Origin of the sequence: Pseudoalteromonas sp. SG43-4, assembly GCF_014164325.1 — a bacterium.
Lineage (GTDB): Bacteria > Pseudomonadota > Gammaproteobacteria > Enterobacterales > Alteromonadaceae > Pseudoalteromonas > Pseudoalteromonas distincta.
Genome location: NZ_JACJFB010000005.1, coordinates 27149 through 45983, shown reverse-complemented (window position 1 = coordinate 45983; position 18835 = coordinate 27149). Strand labels below are relative to the sequence as shown.

The following is an 18835-nucleotide window of genomic DNA, read 5'->3' as shown; positions in this document are numbered from 1 at the left end:
ACACTACGTAGAATTTGCAATAACTATTCCAAGTTACTCAGTTAACGGTTTAATACTTGTAGGCATCGGGGATTGGCAGCTTTTTATTGAGCTTAGTTGGACGTTTACCGCGCCCTTTATTAAAGCGCTTAAGCTGAAATACATACGCTAAAACTTGCGCTACTGCGGTAAATAGCTGATCGGGTATTTGCTCTCCTACTTCAGCCGTATGATAAAGCGCTCGGGTCAACATGGGGGATTCTAATATAGGTACTTCATTCCCTATTGCTACTTTTCGAATTTGCATCGCCATTTCATCAATGCCTTTAGCAAGCACTATAGGCGCACCTGCGCGCTCCGTGTCGTATTTTAATGCTACAGAGTAGTGAGTTGGGTTCGTAACAATAACATCAGCGTCAGGAACATCTTGCATCATGCGGTTTTGCGACATTTGCCTTTGTGTTTGCCTAATGCGCGCTTTTATTTGTGGGTCACCTTCAGAGTTTTTATACTCATCTTTAATTTCTTGCATTGTCATTTTAAGTTGTTTGTTATGGTTGTAACTTTGAAATGGTGCATCAATGGCGGCAATAACAATTAAAGTGCACGAAAGGCCTAAAAACATCCACCCTAAAATCTCTAAGGCATGAATAATATTACCCGGCGCACTTTCTAAACTTAAATGCAGTATTTCATCAAAATAAGTATTAATTAAAAACACAGCAAAACTTGCAACCAAACCAAATTTTAAAAGTGACTTTACAAGCTCAATAGCCGCTTGTGGGCCAAACATCCGCTTAAAGCCCTTCATTGGCGACATTTTACTTGCTTTAGGTGCAGCAGCTTCCCAGCTAAAGTTAAAACCACCGAGTAACGTATTACCAATAAATGCAGCCAAAACGATAATTAACACAAACATAGCCATAGGAAACATCAACGCGTCTGCAACCTCTCCCCACACGGCAAACATTTTAGTGGTATCAAAGGCTTCGTTGCGGTTTAAGCTAAGGGTTCGGCCCATTACATTGTATAAACCTTTACCAATTTCAGGACCATACATCAAAAGCGATATAGCCGAAAAAATAAGTACAAACATGGTACCTAACTCTTTTGAGCGTGCTATTTGGCCTTTCTTTTTAGATTCTTCAAGCTTTTTGGATGTCGGTTCTTCTGTTTTTTCTTGTCCTGAGTCTTCAGACATGACTTTCTCCTAAGGTGAGCAACCAACTAAAGTACACATTAGCTCAACCATTTTTAACCATTGAAACTCAAACTGAGTAACAAAGTTACCTAGTGTTGCCCAAATAATAATCAGTCCAGCTACCAAGGTAAACGGAAAACCAATAGAGAAAATATTTAATTGCGGCGCTGCACGCGTCATAATCCCAAACGACATATTAATAACGAGCATTGCGGTAAGCGGTGCAAGTGAGAGTACCAGTGCTGTAGTAAACATCCAGCCGCCCCAAGTCACTATGTCCCAGTAATGATCTACAGACCACCATGTGCCATCAATGGGTAGCACTTGAAAGCTATGCACCACCATTTGAATCATCATTAAATGACCGTTAAAAGCAAAAAATAACAAGGTGGCCAAAATAAGGAAAAACTGGCCAACCGCTGGGACGCTTGCGCCATTAGAGGGGTCAATAACCGAAGCAAAACCTAAACCGGTTTGCATCGCAAGTATTTGCCCTGCTAAAACAAAGGTATTTAATAAAAGTATAGATGCAAAACCAATAGCAACACCAATCAGCATTTGTTGAATAACGACTAAAATCATCTCAAACGAAAATAAATTAGTGAATGTAGCTGGCGGCAGAACAGGAACAACAAGAAAAGTTACGACAACTGATAAACCCATTTTTATACGCGTAGGGACATTTTTAGCCCCTAAACCAGCCATAATCATAATCATTGAGCTAATGCGTACCAGGGGCAGCAAAAAATCGCTCAACCATTGAATAACGACAACAAAGGGGTATTCCACGTTTAACCTGCAATTTCAGGAATAAGTAATACTAGGCGAGTAAAAAAATCCATCAGTTCTTGAGTAAGCCAGTGCCCACCTACAATTAGCGCACTAATGGTAATTAATAAACGAGGTAAAAAGCTCAACGTTTGTTCATTGATTGATGTTGCCGCCTGAAACACAGCAACCACTAAACCAATAATTAGGCCTGGGACAACGATTGCAGACACCAATTTAATAACTAAAAACAGCGCGTCACTTAGAATATCAACAAAAATTTCCGGTTCCATGTTGTACTCCTATTGTTGGGTCATGTTAATGCTTTGCATACTAAGTCCCTAAACCAAAGCTTTTAGCTAGAGTCCCCATCACTAAGCTCCAACCATCAACAAGTACAAACAGCATAATTTTAAACGGTAAGGACACTATCATGGGGGAAAGCATCATCATACCCATCGCCATTAATACCGAAGCGACCACTAAATCAACAATTAAAAATGGGATAAAAAACATAAACCCAATTATAAATGCCGTTTGCAGTTCGCTGGTTACAAAGGCCGGTATTAACACTATTAATGGCGTATCTTGTGGCGAATTTAGCTGATCGTAACCAGCAATTTTAGCGAACGTTTCTAAATCTTTTAAACGCACCTGTGAAAGCATAAATGCTTTCATTGGCTCTTTAGCAAGCTCTAAAGCCTCTACTGATGTAACCTGCTCATTTAAGTAAGGCTCTATAGCTCGCTCGTTTACCTGCTGATAAATAGGCGCCATTATAAAAATACTTAAAAAAAGTGACATACCTAATAACACTTGGTTTGACGGTGTTTGCTGTAAGCCAATTGCTTGGCGCAAAATGGCGAGTACAACAATAATTCGTGTAAAAGAGGTCATCATAATTATGGCGGCCGGTATAAAACTCAGCGCCGTCATAATTGCTAAAACTTGTAACGTTACTGAGTAATCTTGCGTGCCATCAGCGTTTGTTGTAATAGTAAGGGCATCAATTCCTTCTGCACTTACATTTGGTACAAACACCATGGCAAAAATAATAAGCAGCCACTTTGTCATAGGTTTAATTCTTTTTATTTTGGTTTGATTGCGGGTTTAAAAGTTTACCAAATCGTTTAGCGAGTTCAGGCAGTTCTTTTTCACTTAATGGGGTTTCTAACTTGTGTAAATAATTAATACTGTGGGGAGTTACACCAAGTAAATGCTGAGCATTATCTATCTCAACAACCATTAAACGCTCGCGAGAACCTAAAGGTAGACTTCTAACTACTTTAAACTCATCACTATTTGCTAAATTAGGGTTAAGCTTTTTAACAAAAAATGCCAGTACAATAATTAGTACTAGCACCATTACAAGCGACAGCACCATAGAGAGTATATCCCCAGTGGGTGTTGCCACATCTGCTTTTGAAAAAACGGTAGTCGTTAAAGCAACTAATAAGCTCATCGTAATTTTTTGATCCGCTCTACTTGGCTTATCACGTCAGTTAAGCGAATACCAAATTTGTCGTTTACTACAACTACTTCACCATGAGCGATTAAAGTACCATTAACTAGTACGTCTAGCGGCTCACCCGCAACACGGTCAAGCTCAACAACAGAGCCTTGATTAAGTTGCAGTAAGTTACGAATATTGATTTTAGAGCGCCCTACTTCCATTGAGATAGTAACGGGAATATCTAAAATAGTGTCGAGTTTTCGTTTTTCATCACCACTCATTTCGTGTTTTGAATCACTTAACTCATCAAGCTCTGCAACATGTGCTTCGCCACTATCATCTGGACCTTCGGCTTCTGCTAATGCTGCTGCCCATTCATCCATTGTGTCTTGATCATCGCTCATACTTTTAACCTTTTAATCAATTACCAGTCTAAGTCTACACCGTCAGAGAGGTGTAAATCATCTTCTAGTTCTGCTAATTCTGCATCTGAGTCAATTTTCTTGCCGCCTTTGGTAAATACATGCAGCTCAGATTTAACTGAATCAGGTCGTTTAATTTTTTCACTAATTTGAAGCGCAACATTATCGCGAGAGCGACCCATCTTGGCTCTAAATGTAGGGAGTTCCTCAACAAATACGGTTATATGCTCAGGCATTTCAACCGGAATAATATCACCTGCTTTTAATTCCATAATTTGCTTTAAGGTCAAATCAACTTCAAGTAACTGAGTCGACATATCAACCTCAACATCCATTATTTCATCGCGAAGTGCTTTGCTCCAACGTAAGTCGGTATCCTCTGTATCAGATTGAACACCCGCATCTAAAAGCTCTCGGATTGGCTCAAGCATCGAATACGGAAGTGCAATATGAAAATCGCCGCCACCGCCATCAAGCTCAATATGAAAAGAGCTAATAACCACAACCTCTGTTGGACTTACAATATTCGCCATAGCTGGGTTTACTTCTGAATCGAGATATTCAAACGATACATCCATAACCGGTGCCCATGCTTCTTTATAATCTTCAAAGATTATTTTAAGGAGCATTTGTACAATCCGGCGCTCTGTTGGGGTAAATTCTCGGCCTTCTATTTTCGCATGATAACGCCCGTCACCACCAAAAAAGTTATCTACCAAAATAAACACAAGTCGTGCTTCCATGGTAATCAGGCCAGTGCCTTTTAAAGGCCTAAAACGGACCATATTTAAACTGGTTGGAACAAATAAAGTATGAATATACTCGCCAAACTTAATCATTTGCACGCCGTTAATAGACACCTCTGCGGTGCGACGCATCATATTAAATAGGCTAATTCGCATATGACGAGCAAAGCGTTCGTTAACAATTTCCAGCGTCGGCATACGACCACGTACGATCCGATCTTGCGAAGAAAAATCGTACTGAAGCGTACTTCCCCCGCCATCTTCACCTTCGTGTATATCTTCCTCTTCAACGTCATCAACGCCATGTAATAGCGCATCAATTTCGTCTTGGGATAATAAATCGCTCACGCTAACCCCTTATTGCATCACAAAGCCGGTAAACAATACCCGCTCAATTACTTTACTGCCTTCAACATCCATTAAGGCTTTTTGTACCTTTTCAAGTGCAGAAAAACGAAGTGTTTCTTTACCAGAGCTCGTACTTAATTCATCAGCTGTTGTAGTAGAAAACACGCTTAATAGCGTCCCTTCTATTAGTGGAATATGTTTTTTGGCTGTTTCTTCATTTACTTCGCCACGTACTAATAATTGTACTTTAATTTGTACAATTCTATCGCGACTTGAGCCAGGCACGTTAAATACAAATGGGCGTGGCATAGCAACATATAAAGCACTACCAACTTCTGCTGATGAACCAGAAGCTGCAGGAGCAGCATCAGTCGACATCGCAGTCTCTTCATCTAAGGTTTCAACTGGCGCATCCGAACCTGACATAAAAAAGTAACCCGCAGCACCACCTGCAATAAGTAGTACAGCTACTATGATTATTATTAGTTTCTTTTTACTTTTACCGGTTTCTTCGATTTCTAAACTTGCTTCTTCAGCCATCATGATTCCTTTAATCGCAAAGGTACTTGCTTGTTTTAACTATTATAATAGCAGTACTTAGGCATAGTAATCTATTGATGATGAAGTTTGTTGTCGAGAACTTTGTGCAGTGTTATTTGCTTGCTCGTCATTTTCATCATTAACTGACTTATTATTAGCCAAATTACCTTGGGCTCCACTCTCACTTTGCTCAGCTGTTTCACCACCTGATTGCCCATAAGAAATAGTGCTTTCACCAAGCTCTAGCCCTTGTTGCGCTAACATTTCACGTAAGCGCGGCATTGATTGTTCAAGCGCTTCTTTGGCTTGCTGGTTTTGTACAACAAAGTTTATATGTGCTTGTTCTGCATCGCTACGAATACGTATTTGCATGCTGCCCATTTCTGGAGGATCGAGGCGAATTTCTGCTTCTTTATTATTAATGCTCAACATTGAGCTAACGCGCTCTTGCAGTAATTTAGCTGCATCACTTTTAACAATATTAATTGCCTGCATTACACCTGGATCAATACTTACTTGCTTAACTTGTGATGTACTTTGTAATTGTTGAGTTTGAATTATTTGGGTATCAAGTAAGCTCTGCTCGTAACTTAATGAGTCGTATTGGCTTAATGTGCTCGTTTGCTGAGTATTTAAAGCGGCTGTAATTTGCGTAAATACTTGTGCTACGCGTCCAGGAGTTTGTTCTGCCGTTATTTTTCTAAGCCCATCTTTTTGTAACTCTTCAAATGATTTTAATAAATCATCACGCTTAGCTGAGGTTGCTACGGCTTTATTAATATCCGCGCCTTCGTTTGTAGATGCCTTTAAGCTTAACTTTTGTGGATCATATACTGTATTAGGAGTCTCTGAGGCCACAAACGTTTTTGAGTCTGATTTAGCGGTATCAGCAAGCCCAATTTCAATAGAAGCTTTTAACTCATTAACTGTTTGCTTAAGCACTGACAACTGCTCGCCTTTAGGCTGCTCTGTTTTAATATATGCGTTTAATTGCGTTAATAAACTTTGTTTTTCAGTTGTATTAAGTGAATTTATTTCTGCGCTAAAAGAGTGTTTTGTTACCGCGCTTTGCGCTTTTTCGTTATCAGTAATAAATTGTGCAAGCATTTGCTTAAGATTTGAAGTGTTACTAGTTGCGCTATTTGTTGAATCAGCGTTCTCTAATACCTTAACTTGCGCGTTAAGTTGTGAGCGCTGCTCAGACGTTAAACTAGCAATAACGCTATTAGCTTTAATTAAGCTCGCATCTTTAGTCATTAACGTATCTATTGCTGCATTATTATCACCTTCAGTTGTGGCTAAAGGAGACTGAGTAACGCTCGCTTTGTCGGCGGGAGTTGGCAAAACTGTATTATTTTTATCAGCAGACTTATTTTGTCCTAGCTGCTCTTTAGAACTCATTAATGCAAATTCAGGTTTTTCTACTGTAGAGCCAGGGCTGTCATCTGGCTTTTTATTTATAGAATTTAATGGCCCTTCAATAGCTTCAGCAACACCACTTTTCCGATGCTTGCCTTCATTTAATGGTAAAGAGTTCAAAGGTAGTGAGCTTAAGTTATCGCTTTTTGAATCAATTAATTTAGCCGTTTTAGAGTCTACATTAGTGGCAATTGGATTTTGCACTACACTCGCTGTATTCGCTTCTTCAGTCGTTACTTCATCACTTGTATTAGCAGATAAAATTACTGAGGTGGTTTCTAACTCTGCATCTTCTAATTCTATACTTTTAGTTGCATCGAACGGCTTATTAATCGAGGTGCTCATTGCTTGTGCTGAATTAATTTGATCAAGCATCTCAACAGATAAAAAAGTAACTTCGTCTGTTGTTATTTCATCTAGCTTTACGCTCAGATTTTCATTTTCTTCTGGCTGTTTATGCTTAGGTATGGCAATCGAGTTTTCGGCATCGGGATTTTTATTGCCCTTAAGCAAAGGCCCCATAGAGTTATGCGCTTCGTTTAGCTGGCTTAAAAATTCCTCGCCTAAATTTCCTTCGCCATTAGCTAAGCTATTGTCTTTAAAAGCTAACAGTGAATCTTTTTCAGAAGAAACTAAAAACGAAATGTTATTCATCGCCATAAATCACCTAATACCATTACGGCAATATGCCACCGCATACCGCCAAAAGTTAAATACCACTAAGTAACAAAGCAATTAACGTGCCTGAATTACAAAGCTTTCCGACGTTGAAAAAACTGATTAGCTGAAAACTCATCTAACATTTTTTGCTCGTTTCTAGCCATTAATGCATTTGCTTTAAGTTTTTGATTCTCGATTAATTTGGCAACTGCTTTAGCTTTAATTTGCTGCTTAAGCCATAGCGTTTTACGTTGAGTAACAACTTGCTTAGCGGTATTTACTGTACTTGCTTGTTGGCGAATTGCCTCTTCAATTTTAGCTATAAAAGCATGGTACTGACCAAACCCTGCACTAGATAAACCCGACTTACCTTTTAGGTGTAACTGTTGAGAATATTCAAGTCTAAAGTTATTTAAACCTTGCAGCTTTTGTTGATTTGCTTGCAAATTTTGATTGGCTTGTAAGTAGCTCATGCGCAAATTTTCTTCTTTATCATTTTCAATTTTGAGCAATAAATCGAGTTTATTTTTAGCCATTATGCTTGTCCTAGTAACTGAGCAAGACCTTGCAGACCATCATCGTAACTAATGACATCTCGCATACCTTGTTGTAAAAATGCATTTACTCTTGGCATCATATTTATGGCTTGGTCGAGCATTTGATCGGTCCCTTTTTGATAAGCACCTAAAGTAATCATATCTTTGTTTTGTTGATACATTGAATAAACTTGCTTAAGTACACGGGCTTGTTGCATGTGTGGTTCAGAAACGACTTGAGGCATAACACGCGAAATCGATTTTTCTATATCTATAGCGGGATAGTGCCCGCTGTCGGCTAAATCACGCGATAATACAATGTGGCCATCTAAAATAGCTCGCGCTGCATCAGCAATAGGGTCTTGCATATCATCGCCTTCACTCAACACCGTAAAAAAGGCGGTAATTGAACCTTGCCCTTCACCGCCATTACCAGCACGTTCCACCAGCGCAGGTAATTTAGCAAACACCGAAGGCGGATAACCCTTTGTAGCAGGCGGCTCACCTACAGCAAGTGCAATTTCACGTTGCGCCATTGCATAACGCGTTACCGAATCGAGTAACAATAATACGTTTAAACCCTGATCTCTAAAATACTCTGCAATAGTTACAGCGCTCTCACAGCCTTTTAAACGCATAAGCGGTGATGAATCAGCGGGCGCTGCGACAACAACTGAACGCTTTCGCCCCTCTACACCGAGTATTTCTTCAATAAATTCTTTTACTTCGCGACCACGCTCCCCCACTAAGCCGACAACAATTACATCGGCTTCGCTACCTCGGGTCATCATACCGAGAAGTACTGATTTACCCACACCTGAGCCTGCAAACAAGCCCATGCGCTGGCCTTGCCCTACTGTAATAACCGAGTTAATAGCACGCACACCTACATCCATAGGCTTAGTGATTGGTCTTCTTGAAAGCGGGTTTATAGTATTTTGTGCAAACTTTAAATGATGCTCAGCATTAATTTTACCAAGGCCATCTAGCGGTCGCCCTAAGCCATCAACCACGCGCCCTAGTAAACTCATCCCTACAGGTAAACCTAAGTTATTAACTTGAGGAATTACACGCGCACCAGGAAGTACACCAGAGATATGATCATTAGGCATTAAATACAAAGTTTGATCGTTAAAACCGACTATTTCGGCGTCTACAAAGCCGTTCATAGTTTCTATTTTACATTGGCTACCAACGGGAGCACGTAAACCTCTAGCCTCAAGGGTAAGGCCAACAACACGCGTTAAAATACCTGCCACAGCAGGCGCTGGGGTTTTTATATGTTGTTGATATTGAGATAAGCGTTCGCTTAAAGGTGCACGTTGCGTTGACATAACACGCCAATAAAATAGTTAGATACCACTATTATGCAAAAAACTATCCAACGTTTCTTTGACACGTGTTTTAAGGGTCATATCGAGTGATGATTGCGCTGTTTTAACTTCACAGCCACCGCGCTCAAGAGTGGGCTCTGCCATTAATTGCCAGTTATTATCAATAATGGTTTGTTCACCGTAACTCTCTTTTATGAGCTCTAAATCTTCGGGGTTTAAATGAATTCGTACTTTTTCTTGCTCGGCATTAAGAGAATCTATACTTTGCTTTAACGTATGTAAGATCACATCTGGCGATGTTTTTACTTCTTGATAAATAACAGCTTCCGCTAACATACTAGCAAGTTGTACTAATTGCTTTTCAGCTTGTTCATCGACTTTATCTAGCGGTGCAGTAAGTCCCTCTAAAATAGTTTTTAAACTTGTTAACTGCTCTTCAATTAATGGTTTTACGTCATCAAGGCCTTTGGTTTTACCTTGCTCTAAGCCTTCTTTGTAGCCAGCCTCTTTGCCTTCGCCAACGCCTTTTTCAAAACCGTCTATGTAGCCTTGCTCATGACCTTGCTTGAGGCCTTCTTCGTAGGCGTCTTGCCTAATGCGTTCAAGCTCAACCATAGTAAGCGCAGGCAATTCTGGTTCTTGTGGCTCATCAATTGGCATTTCTTCAGCTAATTCTTTTTTATACAGTTCACTAAGCGGTGTACCGTAAGCTGTAGAGCGATTGCCAAAGCTGCTCTCATCTGGTGCTACATCTGGAATAGCCCAGTTTTTTAATAATTCATCTGCTTCATCAGCCCGAAGTGTGCGCCCTTTGAGTTTGCTCATGGTTTACAAGAACTCCTCGCCACCGCCGCCGCCCAGCTGAATTTCACCTGAGTCAGATAAACGACGCGCTGTTGATAAAATCTCTTTTTGCGCCGCTTCTACTTCACTTATACGAACAGGTGCCATAGCTTCTAAATCATCAGCAAGCATTTCGGCTGCACGCTTAGACATATTGCCCAGTATTTTATCTTTAAGGGCATCGTCGGTGCCTTTAATTGCTTTCATTAATACGTCTTGTTGTACTTCTCGAAGGATTGCTTGAATACCACGGTCTTCAACATCCATTAAGTTTTCAAACACAAACATTAAGTCTTGAATTTGCTGCGACATCTCTTCGTCATGCTCACGAATAGAGTCCATTAACTGCCCTTCTACATTGGTATCTAGGTAGTTCATTATATCTGCAGCTGCTTTTAAGCCACCCATTTTAGCGGCTTGTGCACCTGCTTGGCCGGCAAATTGTTTTTCCATAATTTCGTTTAGCTCTTGCAGTGCTGCTGGCTGAACTTCTTCAAGGTTTGCAATACGCATTGTTAAATCTAAACGCACTTTTTCAGGGAACTGAGCAATAATCTCAGCTGACTGTTCTGGCTCTAAATACGATAATACAATGGTTTGAATTTGCGGATGCTCATTACGAATAATGTTTGCTACCTGCTTAGAGTCCATCCATTTTAATGAATCCAAGCCTTTAGCACCTGAGCCCATAACAATTTGGTCAATAAGGCTAGCGGCTTTGTCTTCACCAAGTGCTGCTGTAAGCGCTTTTTTAATAAAGTCTTCTGACTGAAAACCAATGGTACTAAAGCTTTGAATTTGTTCTATAAACAAGTTGTGTACAGCGCTAATTTTAGCTTGAGATAAATCCTGTAGCCCAGCCATCGCCATACCCACTTTTTGCACCTGTTTAGGTTCTAAGTGTTTAAGAATTTGCGCGGCATCTTCTTCTGATAAACTCAAAAGTAATATAGCGGCTTTATCTACCCCATCTAGCTTATCAACATCAAAGGCTGGCGGGAGTTGTTTTTGTTCTTGATCAGTCATCTTCTGTTAACCACGCTTTCACTACTTGTGATGATAGTTCTGGTTCGTTAGCTACAAGGGCACGAATTGCTTTGAGTAAATCTTCGTCGCCATGTAAATCCGGTAACTGCAGTGTACCATCACTTGAGAAACCAACCGAAGCAGAATCAAAGTCTTTATTTAGCATATCAAGTGTATTGTCGCCAATATCTACGCCTGAACTTAATGCATCTTCGTCGTATTCTTCTAGTGTATCGTCTGGGTAAATTAAGCGCTTAAGCATTGGTTTTACTACTGCCATTATCAATACAATTATAACTAAGGCGCCTAGTACAAGGCGGGCTATTTTCATAAACCAGTCTTGTTCCCACAGTGGCACTTCTATTGCTAAATTTGTTGCTTCACGTACAAACGGCACTGTTACTACTTCAAGTGCATCACCACGTTGCATATCAAAACCTACACCACCTTGTAATAAGCGACGAATATTTGACAATGCCTCTACCGAGCGCGGGGCCATAGTTGTTTCGCCGTTTTCTCCCACTTTAGGGACATAGTCAACAGCAACTGACACACTTATTCTGCGTATTACACCACTTTGCTGGCGCTTGTGAGAAATAGTTGTATCGAGTTCATAATTACGTGTTGCTTCTTTGTGGCTACGTGTTGGTGACGTAGCTGTGCCTGCGCCGCCTTGTCCTGCAACTTCAGGGATGTTTGAGTTTAGCGGTGGTTGATTTGTAAGCGCACCAGGAATACCAACAGCTAAACCACCAATGTTATTTTCTTCAAATGTGGTTTCGCTTCTAACCGCTGGTAGGTCTGGGTTATAACGCTTTTGAGTTTCCTCAACTGAGCTAAAGTCCATGCTCAAATCAACTTGAGCTGTATAGTTTGCAAGCCCAACAACCGGTATTAAAATACTGTCTATTTTTTCAAGATACTCTTGTTCGCGCTTACGTTCTAAATCGTATTCTTTACGAGAGCGTGCTGCTAATGAGCTTTGCGAACCTGAATTTAATAATCGACCATTTTGGTCAGTGACTGTAACACGTGCAGGCTCTAAGCCTTGTACTGCAGAAGCAATCATATCAACAACAGAGTCTACTTCTTCACGGTCAAGTGAGCGGCCACGCTTAAGTGTTAATACAACAGTAGCGGATGGTTTTTTCTCTCTGCGGGCAAATACGTTTTCTTTAGGGATGGCTAACAATACTTTGGCGCGAGTAATGTTATTTAGCTCTTCAATGGTGCGTGCTAATTGCTGTTCACGACCATGTTTTAAACGTTCACGCTCCAAGCGTTGGCTTACACCAAAGCCCATATCTTGCATAATTATGTCAGAGCCAGATGCAGGGCCTTGCTCTAACCCTTCGCGGGTCATTAGCAATTTAATGTTTTGGTATTCGCTTTCATCAACCGATACAACATTGCCATCTAGTTGGTATTCAATTTTTTGCGCATCTAAAAAGTCTAATGTTTGAATAAGTTCTTCTGTTTGCATTTTGCCTAACGGGCGCATATCTGGCTGACGAGCCCAAATAATAATAAAAATCGCGATAGCTAAACAAATAGCCAATGCTATAACCAATGTTACTTGGCGCAATACATCAACACCATTTAAAGCACTTAAGTAGCCTGACTTTTGTTCTTGTTGATCATCACCACCACTTTGGTCAATACCGCCACCAGCAAGTGCTAGGTCTGTAGATTGGTTAGATTGCGCCACAATAATTCTCCACTACCTAATTAAACAGGCATGTTCATGATTTCTTTATAAGCTTCAACAAGTTTATTACGAACCTGTACTGTAGCCTCAAAAGCAACTGACGATTTTTGAGAAGCAATCATCGCCTCAGCAAGGGATACACTTCGATCCCCCATCTCAACCGCTGTTACTTTTTGCGCGGCATCTTGTTGTAATCCGTGCACTGAATTTATTGCATCACTTAGCATGTCGCCAAATTGTGCTGTAGAAGTAGACTGCACCTGAGTTGGCAGTTTATTAGTTTGATTATTACGGCCGGCTTCTAAAGCCATTGATTGCATTTCTTGAAATACAGCACTGTTTTGAATTTTCATAATTTATCTCTGACACGCAGTGAACTCTTATAAGTAATAAAGCACAAAGCATGCCAAATAATTAATCATTAAAATACAATGGGTTAACTTTAATTTGTGTGAGTCAGAGTTTTGACAACCCTAAGCTCGCAGCGCAAACTTAGGGTTTATAGGAGGTTATGCAGGAAGTGAAATACCTAAATCGCGCATTTGCGCTAGTTTATAACGTAAAGTTCGTGGGCTTATACCCAACGTTTCAGCAACGTCTTTACGCTTACCTTGGCAACGTGCAAGGGTTTCTAAAATAATACGATGCTCTTTGTCTTTAAGCTCATCTTTATAGCTACCGGTATCTGCCGCTAGCAAACCTTGATTAGGCTCATCCTCAGCATGCAATTTTTCATCATAATATGCAGAGCTTAACGTGCTTTTATCAACACCTTTATCTGCATGAGCTAATTCTGTTGGCGATACGGTTTGCGCCGGTGCCAATGAAGGCTCCATAACAAAGTTATTAGATACTAAGTTTTCGATAAAAATAGCATGCTCGTTTATTGTATCGCCACTTCGCAGTATAAGTGCACGCTGTATAACGTTATCAAGTTCGCGCACATTACCAGGCCACGCGTGAGCCAGTAACTTTTGCTCGGCAGCTTTATCTAAATACGCCATAGGCTCCTTGCTTTTACTTATATGGCGCTCAATTAAATGCTTAGCCAATACAATAATATCGCCAGGGCGTTGGCACAATGGACGCCACATAAGTGGAAAAACATTAAGCCTGTAATATAAATCTTCTCTAAACTGATTTTCAGACACGGCTTCTTTTAAATCACGATTACTGGTTGCCAAAATACGTACATCGAGCTGAATTGTTTTACGCCCCCCTAAACGCTCTACTTCACGTTCTTGCAGTACGCGTAAAAGTTTAGCTTGTAGTCCTAAGTCCATTTCAGTAATTTCATCAAGTAAAATAGTACCGCCTTGTGCTTGCTCAAACTTACCCGGACATGCTTGAATCGCCCCCGTAAAAGCCCCTTTTTCGTAACCAAATAACGTGGCTTCGAGCATATTTTCAGGAATAGCCGCGCAGTTAATCGCTACAAATGGCTCATTACATCGGCTCGACTTATCATGAATATAACGCGCAAGTACTTCCTTACCCGAACCACTTGGGCCAAGTACCATTACACTTGCATCAGAGCGTGCTACTTTACTTGCAAGCTCCAATAATTGAATACTAGTTGGATCAGCAACAACGGGGCCGTCGGTTTCTTTTGCTTTTTCAGGCAAATAACGGCTCACCATATTTAACAGCACTTCAGGTGCAAATGGTTTTGCCATGTAGTCAATTGCACCTAGGCGCATGGCCTCTACCGCATCGTCAATTGTGGCATACGCCGTCATCATCAATACAGGTAAATCAGGGTGGTTTAATTTAATACTGCGTAGTAAATCAAGTCCACTCATTGCGCCCATTTGCACGTCGCTTACAACAAGCGAAAATTGATCTTTTTTAAGCAGTAACATTGCTTGCTCAGCACTGCTCGCTGCAACACATTCAATACCCGACATTTCAAGGGTATCTATTAAGGCTTCACGAAGCCCTGCGTCATCTTCGACAACTAAAATAGTGTTACTCATAATGACCCCTCTAATTTAGATGTTGCCTTAATAGGCAGTAACAAGCTAAAGCAGGCACCACCATGCGTATTATTAGTCACATCAACACGGCCTTGGTGCGCACTAGCCACCGAACTCACTACAGCAAGCCCTAAACCTGTGCCCTGACTTTTTGTAGTAAAAAATGGTTCAAAAATTTTATCGCTTTGGCTTAAATCAACACCTGGGCCATTGTCGCTCACACTAATACGAACCATATCTAAATCTTTTAAATCTCTTTGTGCGCTAATTTTTACTTTTGCGCCACCGCCAATAACTTGAATACTATTGTGCACTAGATTTTGAATAGCACTGGCCAATGCCGTTTTATTACCAACTATTTGTATATCGGGTTCTGGTAAGCTTACATCTAGCTCACTTTCATTAAGTGCGACCATCGCATCAGCACCTGCTTTAACTTCGGTTAAAAGCTGCTGCATTGAAACTTGCTCAACAACTTGCTGATCGCCACTTTTAGCAAATAACAGCATGTCGTTTACTTGAGTTTCTAAATCTTTTAAACGCGACATTAACTTTGTTTGAAAATTATCGCGAGATGCTTCGGGTAAGCGCTTTGACCCTAAATTAGCAGCATAAAGCATAGCGGCTGAGAGCGGCGTACGGACTTGATGCGCTAATGATGCAACCATTTTACCCAGCGCGCTTAATCGCTGCATATGTGCAACACGTTTTTGTAAGCGGCGAGTTTCGGTTAAATCCGTCATTAAAATAAGTTGCCCAGGCTCTGGTGCTAAAGCAGTAATATCAAGTTTTATTAGGCGTCCGTCTTTTAAAGACACTTCATGGCCATCATCTTGATGTGGCCTAAAAGAGCGCTGAATAACATTAAACCAGCGTTCGCCTTCAAGTGGCTCGCCAAGCATATCAATCGCTATTTGATTCGCTTTTGCAATCAACCCTTTGCCATCAAGTACAACCACGCCTGCTGGCATGGTATCAACCAAATGTGAAAGCCAACTTGCTTGCTTGCGCAGATCGCTTAATTCACCAATGTACTCCTCTTGAAGTAAACATGGGTTATACTGATTTGCAGAAAAAAACTGTGGTTTTAGCACGCTAGCAAGGGCCATAATCAAATCTCGAATTGATGTAGATATATGTCTAAATGCACGATTTATACCAAAATTTATTTACATACTTATCATTAAGTTACATCAATAATTTGAGCGACATAAAAATGACGCACACAAAAAGGAATAATAATGAGTGAGCAAAAAAAGTGCCGTTGCCCGTGGCTCGACACCACTAAACCCGACTACGTTATTTACCATGATGAAGAATGGGGCGTCCCTCTTTATGATGATACAAAGCTGTTTGAATTTATCACTCTTGAATCAGCGCAAGCCGGCTTAAGCTGGTACACAATTTTAAAAAAGCGTAGCGGTTACAAAAAAGCATTTGCTAATTTTGATGTAGATAAAGTGGCACAATTCACACAAGATGACGTTGAGAGACTAATGCTTGATGAAGGGATTGTGCGCAATCGCTTAAAAATTGCGGCAACTGTTAACAACGCAAAGTGCTTTATAGAAATACAAAAAGAATTTGGAAGTTTTAGTAACTACCAATGGCAGTTTGTCGATAATAAACCGATTATAAGTAATTTAAATAACGCTGAGGACTACCCAGCAATTACAGAGGCATCAACTGCATTTGCTAAAGATTTAAAAAAACGGGGTTTTAAGTTTTTAGGCCCTACAACGGTATATGCGCATATGCAGGCCTGCGGCATGGTTAACGATCACAGTAATGATTGTTTTAGAAAAGAAGAAATTATTAAGACCTTTAGTGAGTAAGTGATTAGTTCACAAAGAGGTTAAGAGACGCTGCGCTATAGAGAAGTAACGCGTAAGTTGGCTATGGTTTCTCATTTATCCTCGTTTTTTCTCTTTGTGAAATAACGTTTTATTTAAATGATTAAAAGCTACGCTTTTCACGCGAGCAAGTCTAGCGTCTACAACAAAAGTAAAAACCGTGTAGGTGCGAATTTACTTCGCGCTCTTGCTAATATTTTTTAAGTAAAGTGCGGTATAAAACCGCACCTACAAAACGAAGGGTTCTTTATCTACTGTGTTTGGCCAATTTATAACTTAACACTGACAGCTGCTTTTAAACCTTAATCTCTTGAAAGATTATACTTTTTCATTTTCTCAACGAGTGTTGTTCTGCGAACCCCTAATATCTCTGCAGCGCGAGCTACAACGTAATCATAGCGCTCTAACGCTTGGGTAATTAAGCTTATTTCAAGTTCGGCTAAATAATCTTTAAGTTCAATACCATCATCAGGTAATAGCCCACTACCCGTTTGGCTAAACTCAGCGTCTGGCTCACTTTCGTAATCACTAAAGCCTGTGCTAAATATGTCGTTAAAGGCGTCTTTTTCCATTAACTCTTCAGGGTATTCTGGCTCGTAGGCTTCAACTTCAATGTAACGATATTTGTTAGGTAAATCAGGAATATCAACCACTTTGTCAGGGAACATAATAACCATACGCTCCACCAAATTAGCAAGCTCACGAATATTACCAGGCCAAGCATGTTCTTTTAAGCTCTCAACTGCGCGCTCTGTAAACTTAGCGGTAGAACCAGTCTGGTCGTTAACACGGCGCATTAACTCTTTTAAAAGCAGCGGAATATCATCAGCTCGTTCACTCAGCGATGGGTTTTCGATAGGGAATACATTTAAACGGTAATATAAATCTTCCCTAAAACTACCCTCTTCAATCATTGTTTCAAGATTACGATGCGTGGCCGCAATAACGCGTACATCAGCTTGGATTGCCTTTGTACCACCAACACGTTCGTAGCTGCGTTCTTGCAATACTCGCAGCAACTTAACTTGCATTTGCAGTGGCATATCGCCTATTTCATCTAAAAATAGCGTTCCACCTTGAGCTAGTTCAAAGCGCCCTTTACGAGCCGATATAGCACCAGTGAACGCGCCTTTTTCGTGGCCAAATAGTTCACTTTCGAGCAGCTCAGCCGGAATAGCACCACAGTTAACAGGTACAAACGGTCCATTAATACGCTTTGAAAGCAAGTGTACATTACGGGCAACCACTTCTTTACCTGTGCCTGATTCGCCTAAAATTAAAACATTAGCGTCGGTTTTTGCCACTTGTTCAATTAAAAAGCGAACATCTTTTACGGCCTCTGTTTCACCAACAAGTCCATCAAAAATTTTATGTGGTTTACTATGCTTATGCTCATTAGGCAGCATGCGCTGATACTGTTGGCAATCGTGAAGTAACTGAGTTGTCACTTCGTGATTAAATGGCTCGCAAATAAGCCCCACCACATTAGCGATACTTAATAGTGGTTTTAGCGTTTCGCCAATTAATAAAAAGGGTAATGTTGGATAGCGTTTAATTAAGCTTTCGTGGTCAAGTGATTGCAACGCTCCTAAAATAATCATGCATTCTTGCTGCTGATATTTTTTGCATTCTTGTTCAAAGCAGTCTTCGCTTAATAGTTGAGCAGCCTCACCAATAAAGCCAAGTGAAGCATTTAATCCTATTGCGCGGTTGTTATTATTATCTAAAATCAAGATCATATTTAGCGAGCCGTACTTTCACTAATTTGTATAATTAGTTAAATTGTAAGCCAGTTCAGCATGGATGCAAGTGATAGCGGCAGTTTTTTGACATAAACGCCAAAAAACAGGCGGGCTAGTTAAGTCAATCATACTTAATAGTTAATCATTAAGTATGGGTTATAGTTTTAACTTAGCCATTACTTAACTATTACCTAACTATAACTTAGCCCTAAAAATTAATTTACTCTGCAATAAAAATGCTATTGTTAGTAAATAAACTCAATTATAAATTTAAGTTGAAG

At 40.3% G+C, this 18835-nt stretch carries 19 protein-coding genes; 1 reads left to right on the top strand and 18 read right to left on the bottom strand.

What is annotated here, in order from left to right; all coding sequences use genetic code 11:
• Window positions 1-49: 49 nt before the first annotated feature.
• The 17 genes from flhB to H5160_RS06415 form a co-directional block, all read right to left on the bottom strand.
• Complete coding sequence (gene flhB / locus H5160_RS06495; protein ID WP_024596365.1) at window positions 50-1180, bottom strand: flagellar biosynthesis protein FlhB; 1131 nt, start codon at window positions 1178-1180, stop codon at window positions 50-52.
• 9 nt (window positions 1181-1189) lie between these two features.
• Window positions 1190-1969 carry a flagellar biosynthetic protein FliR gene (gene fliR / locus H5160_RS06490; RefSeq protein WP_182737103.1) on the bottom strand — a complete coding sequence of 260 codons (780 nt, stop codon included), beginning with the start codon at window positions 1967-1969 and terminating at the stop codon, window positions 1190-1192.
• 2 nt (window positions 1970-1971) lie between these two features.
• Window positions 1972-2241, bottom strand: a complete 270-nt coding sequence (gene fliQ, locus H5160_RS06485) for a flagellar biosynthesis protein FliQ (RefSeq protein ID WP_002959325.1) — start codon at window positions 2239-2241, stop codon at window positions 1972-1974.
• A gap of 40 nt (window positions 2242-2281) precedes the next feature.
• Complete coding sequence (fliP, locus tag H5160_RS06480; RefSeq protein WP_002959327.1) at window positions 2282-3022, bottom strand: flagellar type III secretion system pore protein FliP; 741 nt, start codon at window positions 3020-3022, stop codon at window positions 2282-2284.
• Window positions 3023-3026: 4 nt separating this feature from the next.
• Window positions 3027-3410 carry a flagellar biosynthetic protein FliO gene (gene fliO / locus H5160_RS06475; protein ID WP_002959331.1) on the bottom strand — a complete coding sequence of 128 codons (384 nt, stop codon included), beginning with the start codon at window positions 3408-3410 and terminating at the stop codon, window positions 3027-3029.
• Window positions 3407-3805: a flagellar motor switch protein FliN gene (fliN, locus tag H5160_RS06470; RefSeq protein WP_002959332.1), complete on the bottom strand. Its 399-nt coding sequence runs from the start codon at window positions 3803-3805 to the stop codon at window positions 3407-3409. Before fliN ends, fliO begins: the two co-directional genes overlap by 4 nt.
• A 20-nt stretch (window positions 3806-3825) precedes the next feature.
• On the bottom strand, window positions 3826-4917 hold the full coding sequence (gene fliM / locus H5160_RS06465) for a flagellar motor switch protein FliM (RefSeq protein ID WP_002959334.1): 1092 nt from the start codon (window positions 4915-4917) through the stop codon (window positions 3826-3828).
• Between the two features lie 9 nt (window positions 4918-4926).
• Window positions 4927-5457 (bottom strand): flagellar basal body-associated protein FliL, encoded by a 531-nt coding sequence (gene fliL / locus H5160_RS06460; RefSeq protein ID WP_002959335.1) that lies wholly within the window; start codon window positions 5455-5457, stop codon window positions 4927-4929.
• Between the two features lie 57 nt (window positions 5458-5514).
• Window positions 5515-7536 (bottom strand): flagellar hook-length control protein FliK, encoded by a 2022-nt coding sequence (locus H5160_RS06455; protein ID WP_182737102.1) that lies wholly within the window; start codon window positions 7534-7536, stop codon window positions 5515-5517.
• An 89-nt stretch (window positions 7537-7625) separates the two neighbouring features.
• Window positions 7626-8072: a flagellar export protein FliJ gene (gene fliJ, locus H5160_RS06450; RefSeq protein WP_182695475.1), complete on the bottom strand. Its 447-nt coding sequence runs from the start codon at window positions 8070-8072 to the stop codon at window positions 7626-7628.
• Window positions 8072-9406, bottom strand: coding sequence for a flagellar protein export ATPase FliI (gene fliI / locus H5160_RS06445; protein ID WP_002959338.1), 1335 nt, complete (start codon window positions 9404-9406; stop codon window positions 8072-8074). Before fliI ends, fliJ begins: the two co-directional genes overlap by 1 nt.
• Window positions 9407-9424: 18 nt before the next feature.
• Entirely contained in the window at window positions 9425-10231 is an 807-nt protein-coding gene (gene fliH / locus H5160_RS06440) for a flagellar assembly protein FliH (RefSeq protein WP_182737101.1), read from the bottom strand.
• Between the two features lie 3 nt (window positions 10232-10234).
• On the bottom strand, window positions 10235-11275 hold the full coding sequence (fliG, locus tag H5160_RS06435) for a flagellar motor switch protein FliG (RefSeq protein WP_007581881.1): 1041 nt from the start codon (window positions 11273-11275) through the stop codon (window positions 10235-10237).
• Complete coding sequence (gene fliF / locus H5160_RS06430) at window positions 11268-12983, bottom strand: flagellar basal-body MS-ring/collar protein FliF (RefSeq protein WP_039484629.1); 1716 nt, start codon at window positions 12981-12983, stop codon at window positions 11268-11270. The genes fliG and fliF overlap by 8 nt, the downstream gene beginning before the upstream one ends.
• Before the next feature lie 20 nt (window positions 12984-13003).
• The gene (fliE, locus tag H5160_RS06425; protein ID WP_039484631.1) at window positions 13004-13336 is read right to left on the bottom strand and encodes a flagellar hook-basal body complex protein FliE; all 333 of its coding nucleotides are present in this window, start codon (window positions 13334-13336) and stop codon (window positions 13004-13006) included.
• A 156-nt stretch (window positions 13337-13492) separates the two neighbouring features.
• A complete protein-coding gene (locus H5160_RS06420) occupies window positions 13493-14959 on the bottom strand; it encodes a sigma-54 dependent transcriptional regulator (protein WP_182695477.1) in 1467 nt (488 codons plus the stop codon).
• Entirely contained in the window at window positions 14956-16068 is a 1113-nt protein-coding gene (locus tag H5160_RS06415) for a PAS domain-containing sensor histidine kinase (protein WP_008168789.1), read from the bottom strand. The genes H5160_RS06420 and H5160_RS06415 overlap by 4 nt, the downstream gene beginning before the upstream one ends.
• A gap of 132 nt (window positions 16069-16200) precedes the next feature.
• Between H5160_RS06415 and H5160_RS06410 the strand changes: the two genes are divergently transcribed.
• A complete protein-coding gene (locus H5160_RS06410) occupies window positions 16201-16794 on the top strand; it encodes a DNA-3-methyladenine glycosylase I (RefSeq protein ID WP_182721181.1) in 594 nt (197 codons plus the stop codon).
• A 320-nt stretch (window positions 16795-17114) separates the two neighbouring features.
• Here the strand turns inward: H5160_RS06410 and H5160_RS06405 are convergent, their stop codons facing one another.
• Window positions 17115-18551, bottom strand: coding sequence for a sigma-54-dependent Fis family transcriptional regulator (locus H5160_RS06405; protein WP_182712653.1), 1437 nt, complete (start codon window positions 18549-18551; stop codon window positions 17115-17117).
• Between the last annotated feature and the right edge of the window lie 284 nt (window positions 18552-18835).

Excerpts from the sequence above, each read along its gene's own strand:
- fliL (WP_002959335.1), bottom strand. The coding sequence starts at position 5,457 with ATGGCTGAAGAAGCAAGTTTAGAAATCGAAGAAACCGGTAAAAGTAAA.
- flhB (WP_024596365.1), bottom strand. The coding sequence starts at position 1,180 with ATGTCTGAAGACTCAGGACAAGAAAAAACAGAAGAACCGACATCCAAA.
- H5160_RS06415 (WP_008168789.1), bottom strand. The coding sequence starts at position 16,068 with ATGGCCCTTGCTAGCGTGCTAAAACCACAGTTTTTTTCTGCAAATCAG.
- fliH (WP_182737101.1), bottom strand. The coding sequence starts at position 10,231 with ATGAGCAAACTCAAAGGGCGCACACTTCGGGCTGATGAAGCAGATGAA.
- H5160_RS06420 (WP_182695477.1), bottom strand. The coding sequence starts at position 14,959 with ATGAGTAACACTATTTTAGTTGTCGAAGATGACGCAGGGCTTCGTGAA.
- fliI (WP_002959338.1), bottom strand. The coding sequence starts at position 9,406 with ATGTCAACGCAACGTGCACCTTTAAGCGAACGCTTATCTCAATATCAA.
- fliQ (WP_002959325.1), bottom strand. The coding sequence starts at position 2,241 with ATGGAACCGGAAATTTTTGTTGATATTCTAAGTGACGCGCTGTTTTTA.
- fliE (WP_039484631.1), bottom strand. The coding sequence starts at position 13,336 with ATGAAAATTCAAAACAGTGCTGTATTTCAAGAAATGCAATCAATGGCT.
- fliG (WP_007581881.1), bottom strand. The coding sequence starts at position 11,275 with ATGACTGATCAAGAACAAAAACAACTCCCGCCAGCCTTTGATGTTGAT.
- H5160_RS06455 (WP_182737102.1), bottom strand. The coding sequence starts at position 7,536 with ATGGCGATGAATAACATTTCGTTTTTAGTTTCTTCTGAAAAAGATTCA.
- H5160_RS06405 (WP_182712653.1), bottom strand. The coding sequence starts at position 18,551 with ATGATCTTGATTTTAGATAATAATAACAACCGCGCAATAGGATTAAAT.
- fliO (WP_002959331.1), bottom strand. The coding sequence starts at position 3,410 with ATGAGCTTATTAGTTGCTTTAACGACTACCGTTTTTTCAAAAGCAGAT.
- fliP (WP_002959327.1), bottom strand. The coding sequence starts at position 3,022 with ATGACAAAGTGGCTGCTTATTATTTTTGCCATGGTGTTTGTACCAAAT.
- fliJ (WP_182695475.1), bottom strand. The coding sequence starts at position 8,072 with ATGGCTAAAAATAAACTCGATTTATTGCTCAAAATTGAAAATGATAAA.
- H5160_RS06410 (WP_182721181.1), top strand. The coding sequence starts at position 16,201 with ATGAGTGAGCAAAAAAAGTGCCGTTGCCCGTGGCTCGACACCACTAAA.
- fliN (WP_002959332.1), bottom strand. The coding sequence starts at position 3,805 with ATGAGCGATGATCAAGACACAATGGATGAATGGGCAGCAGCATTAGCA.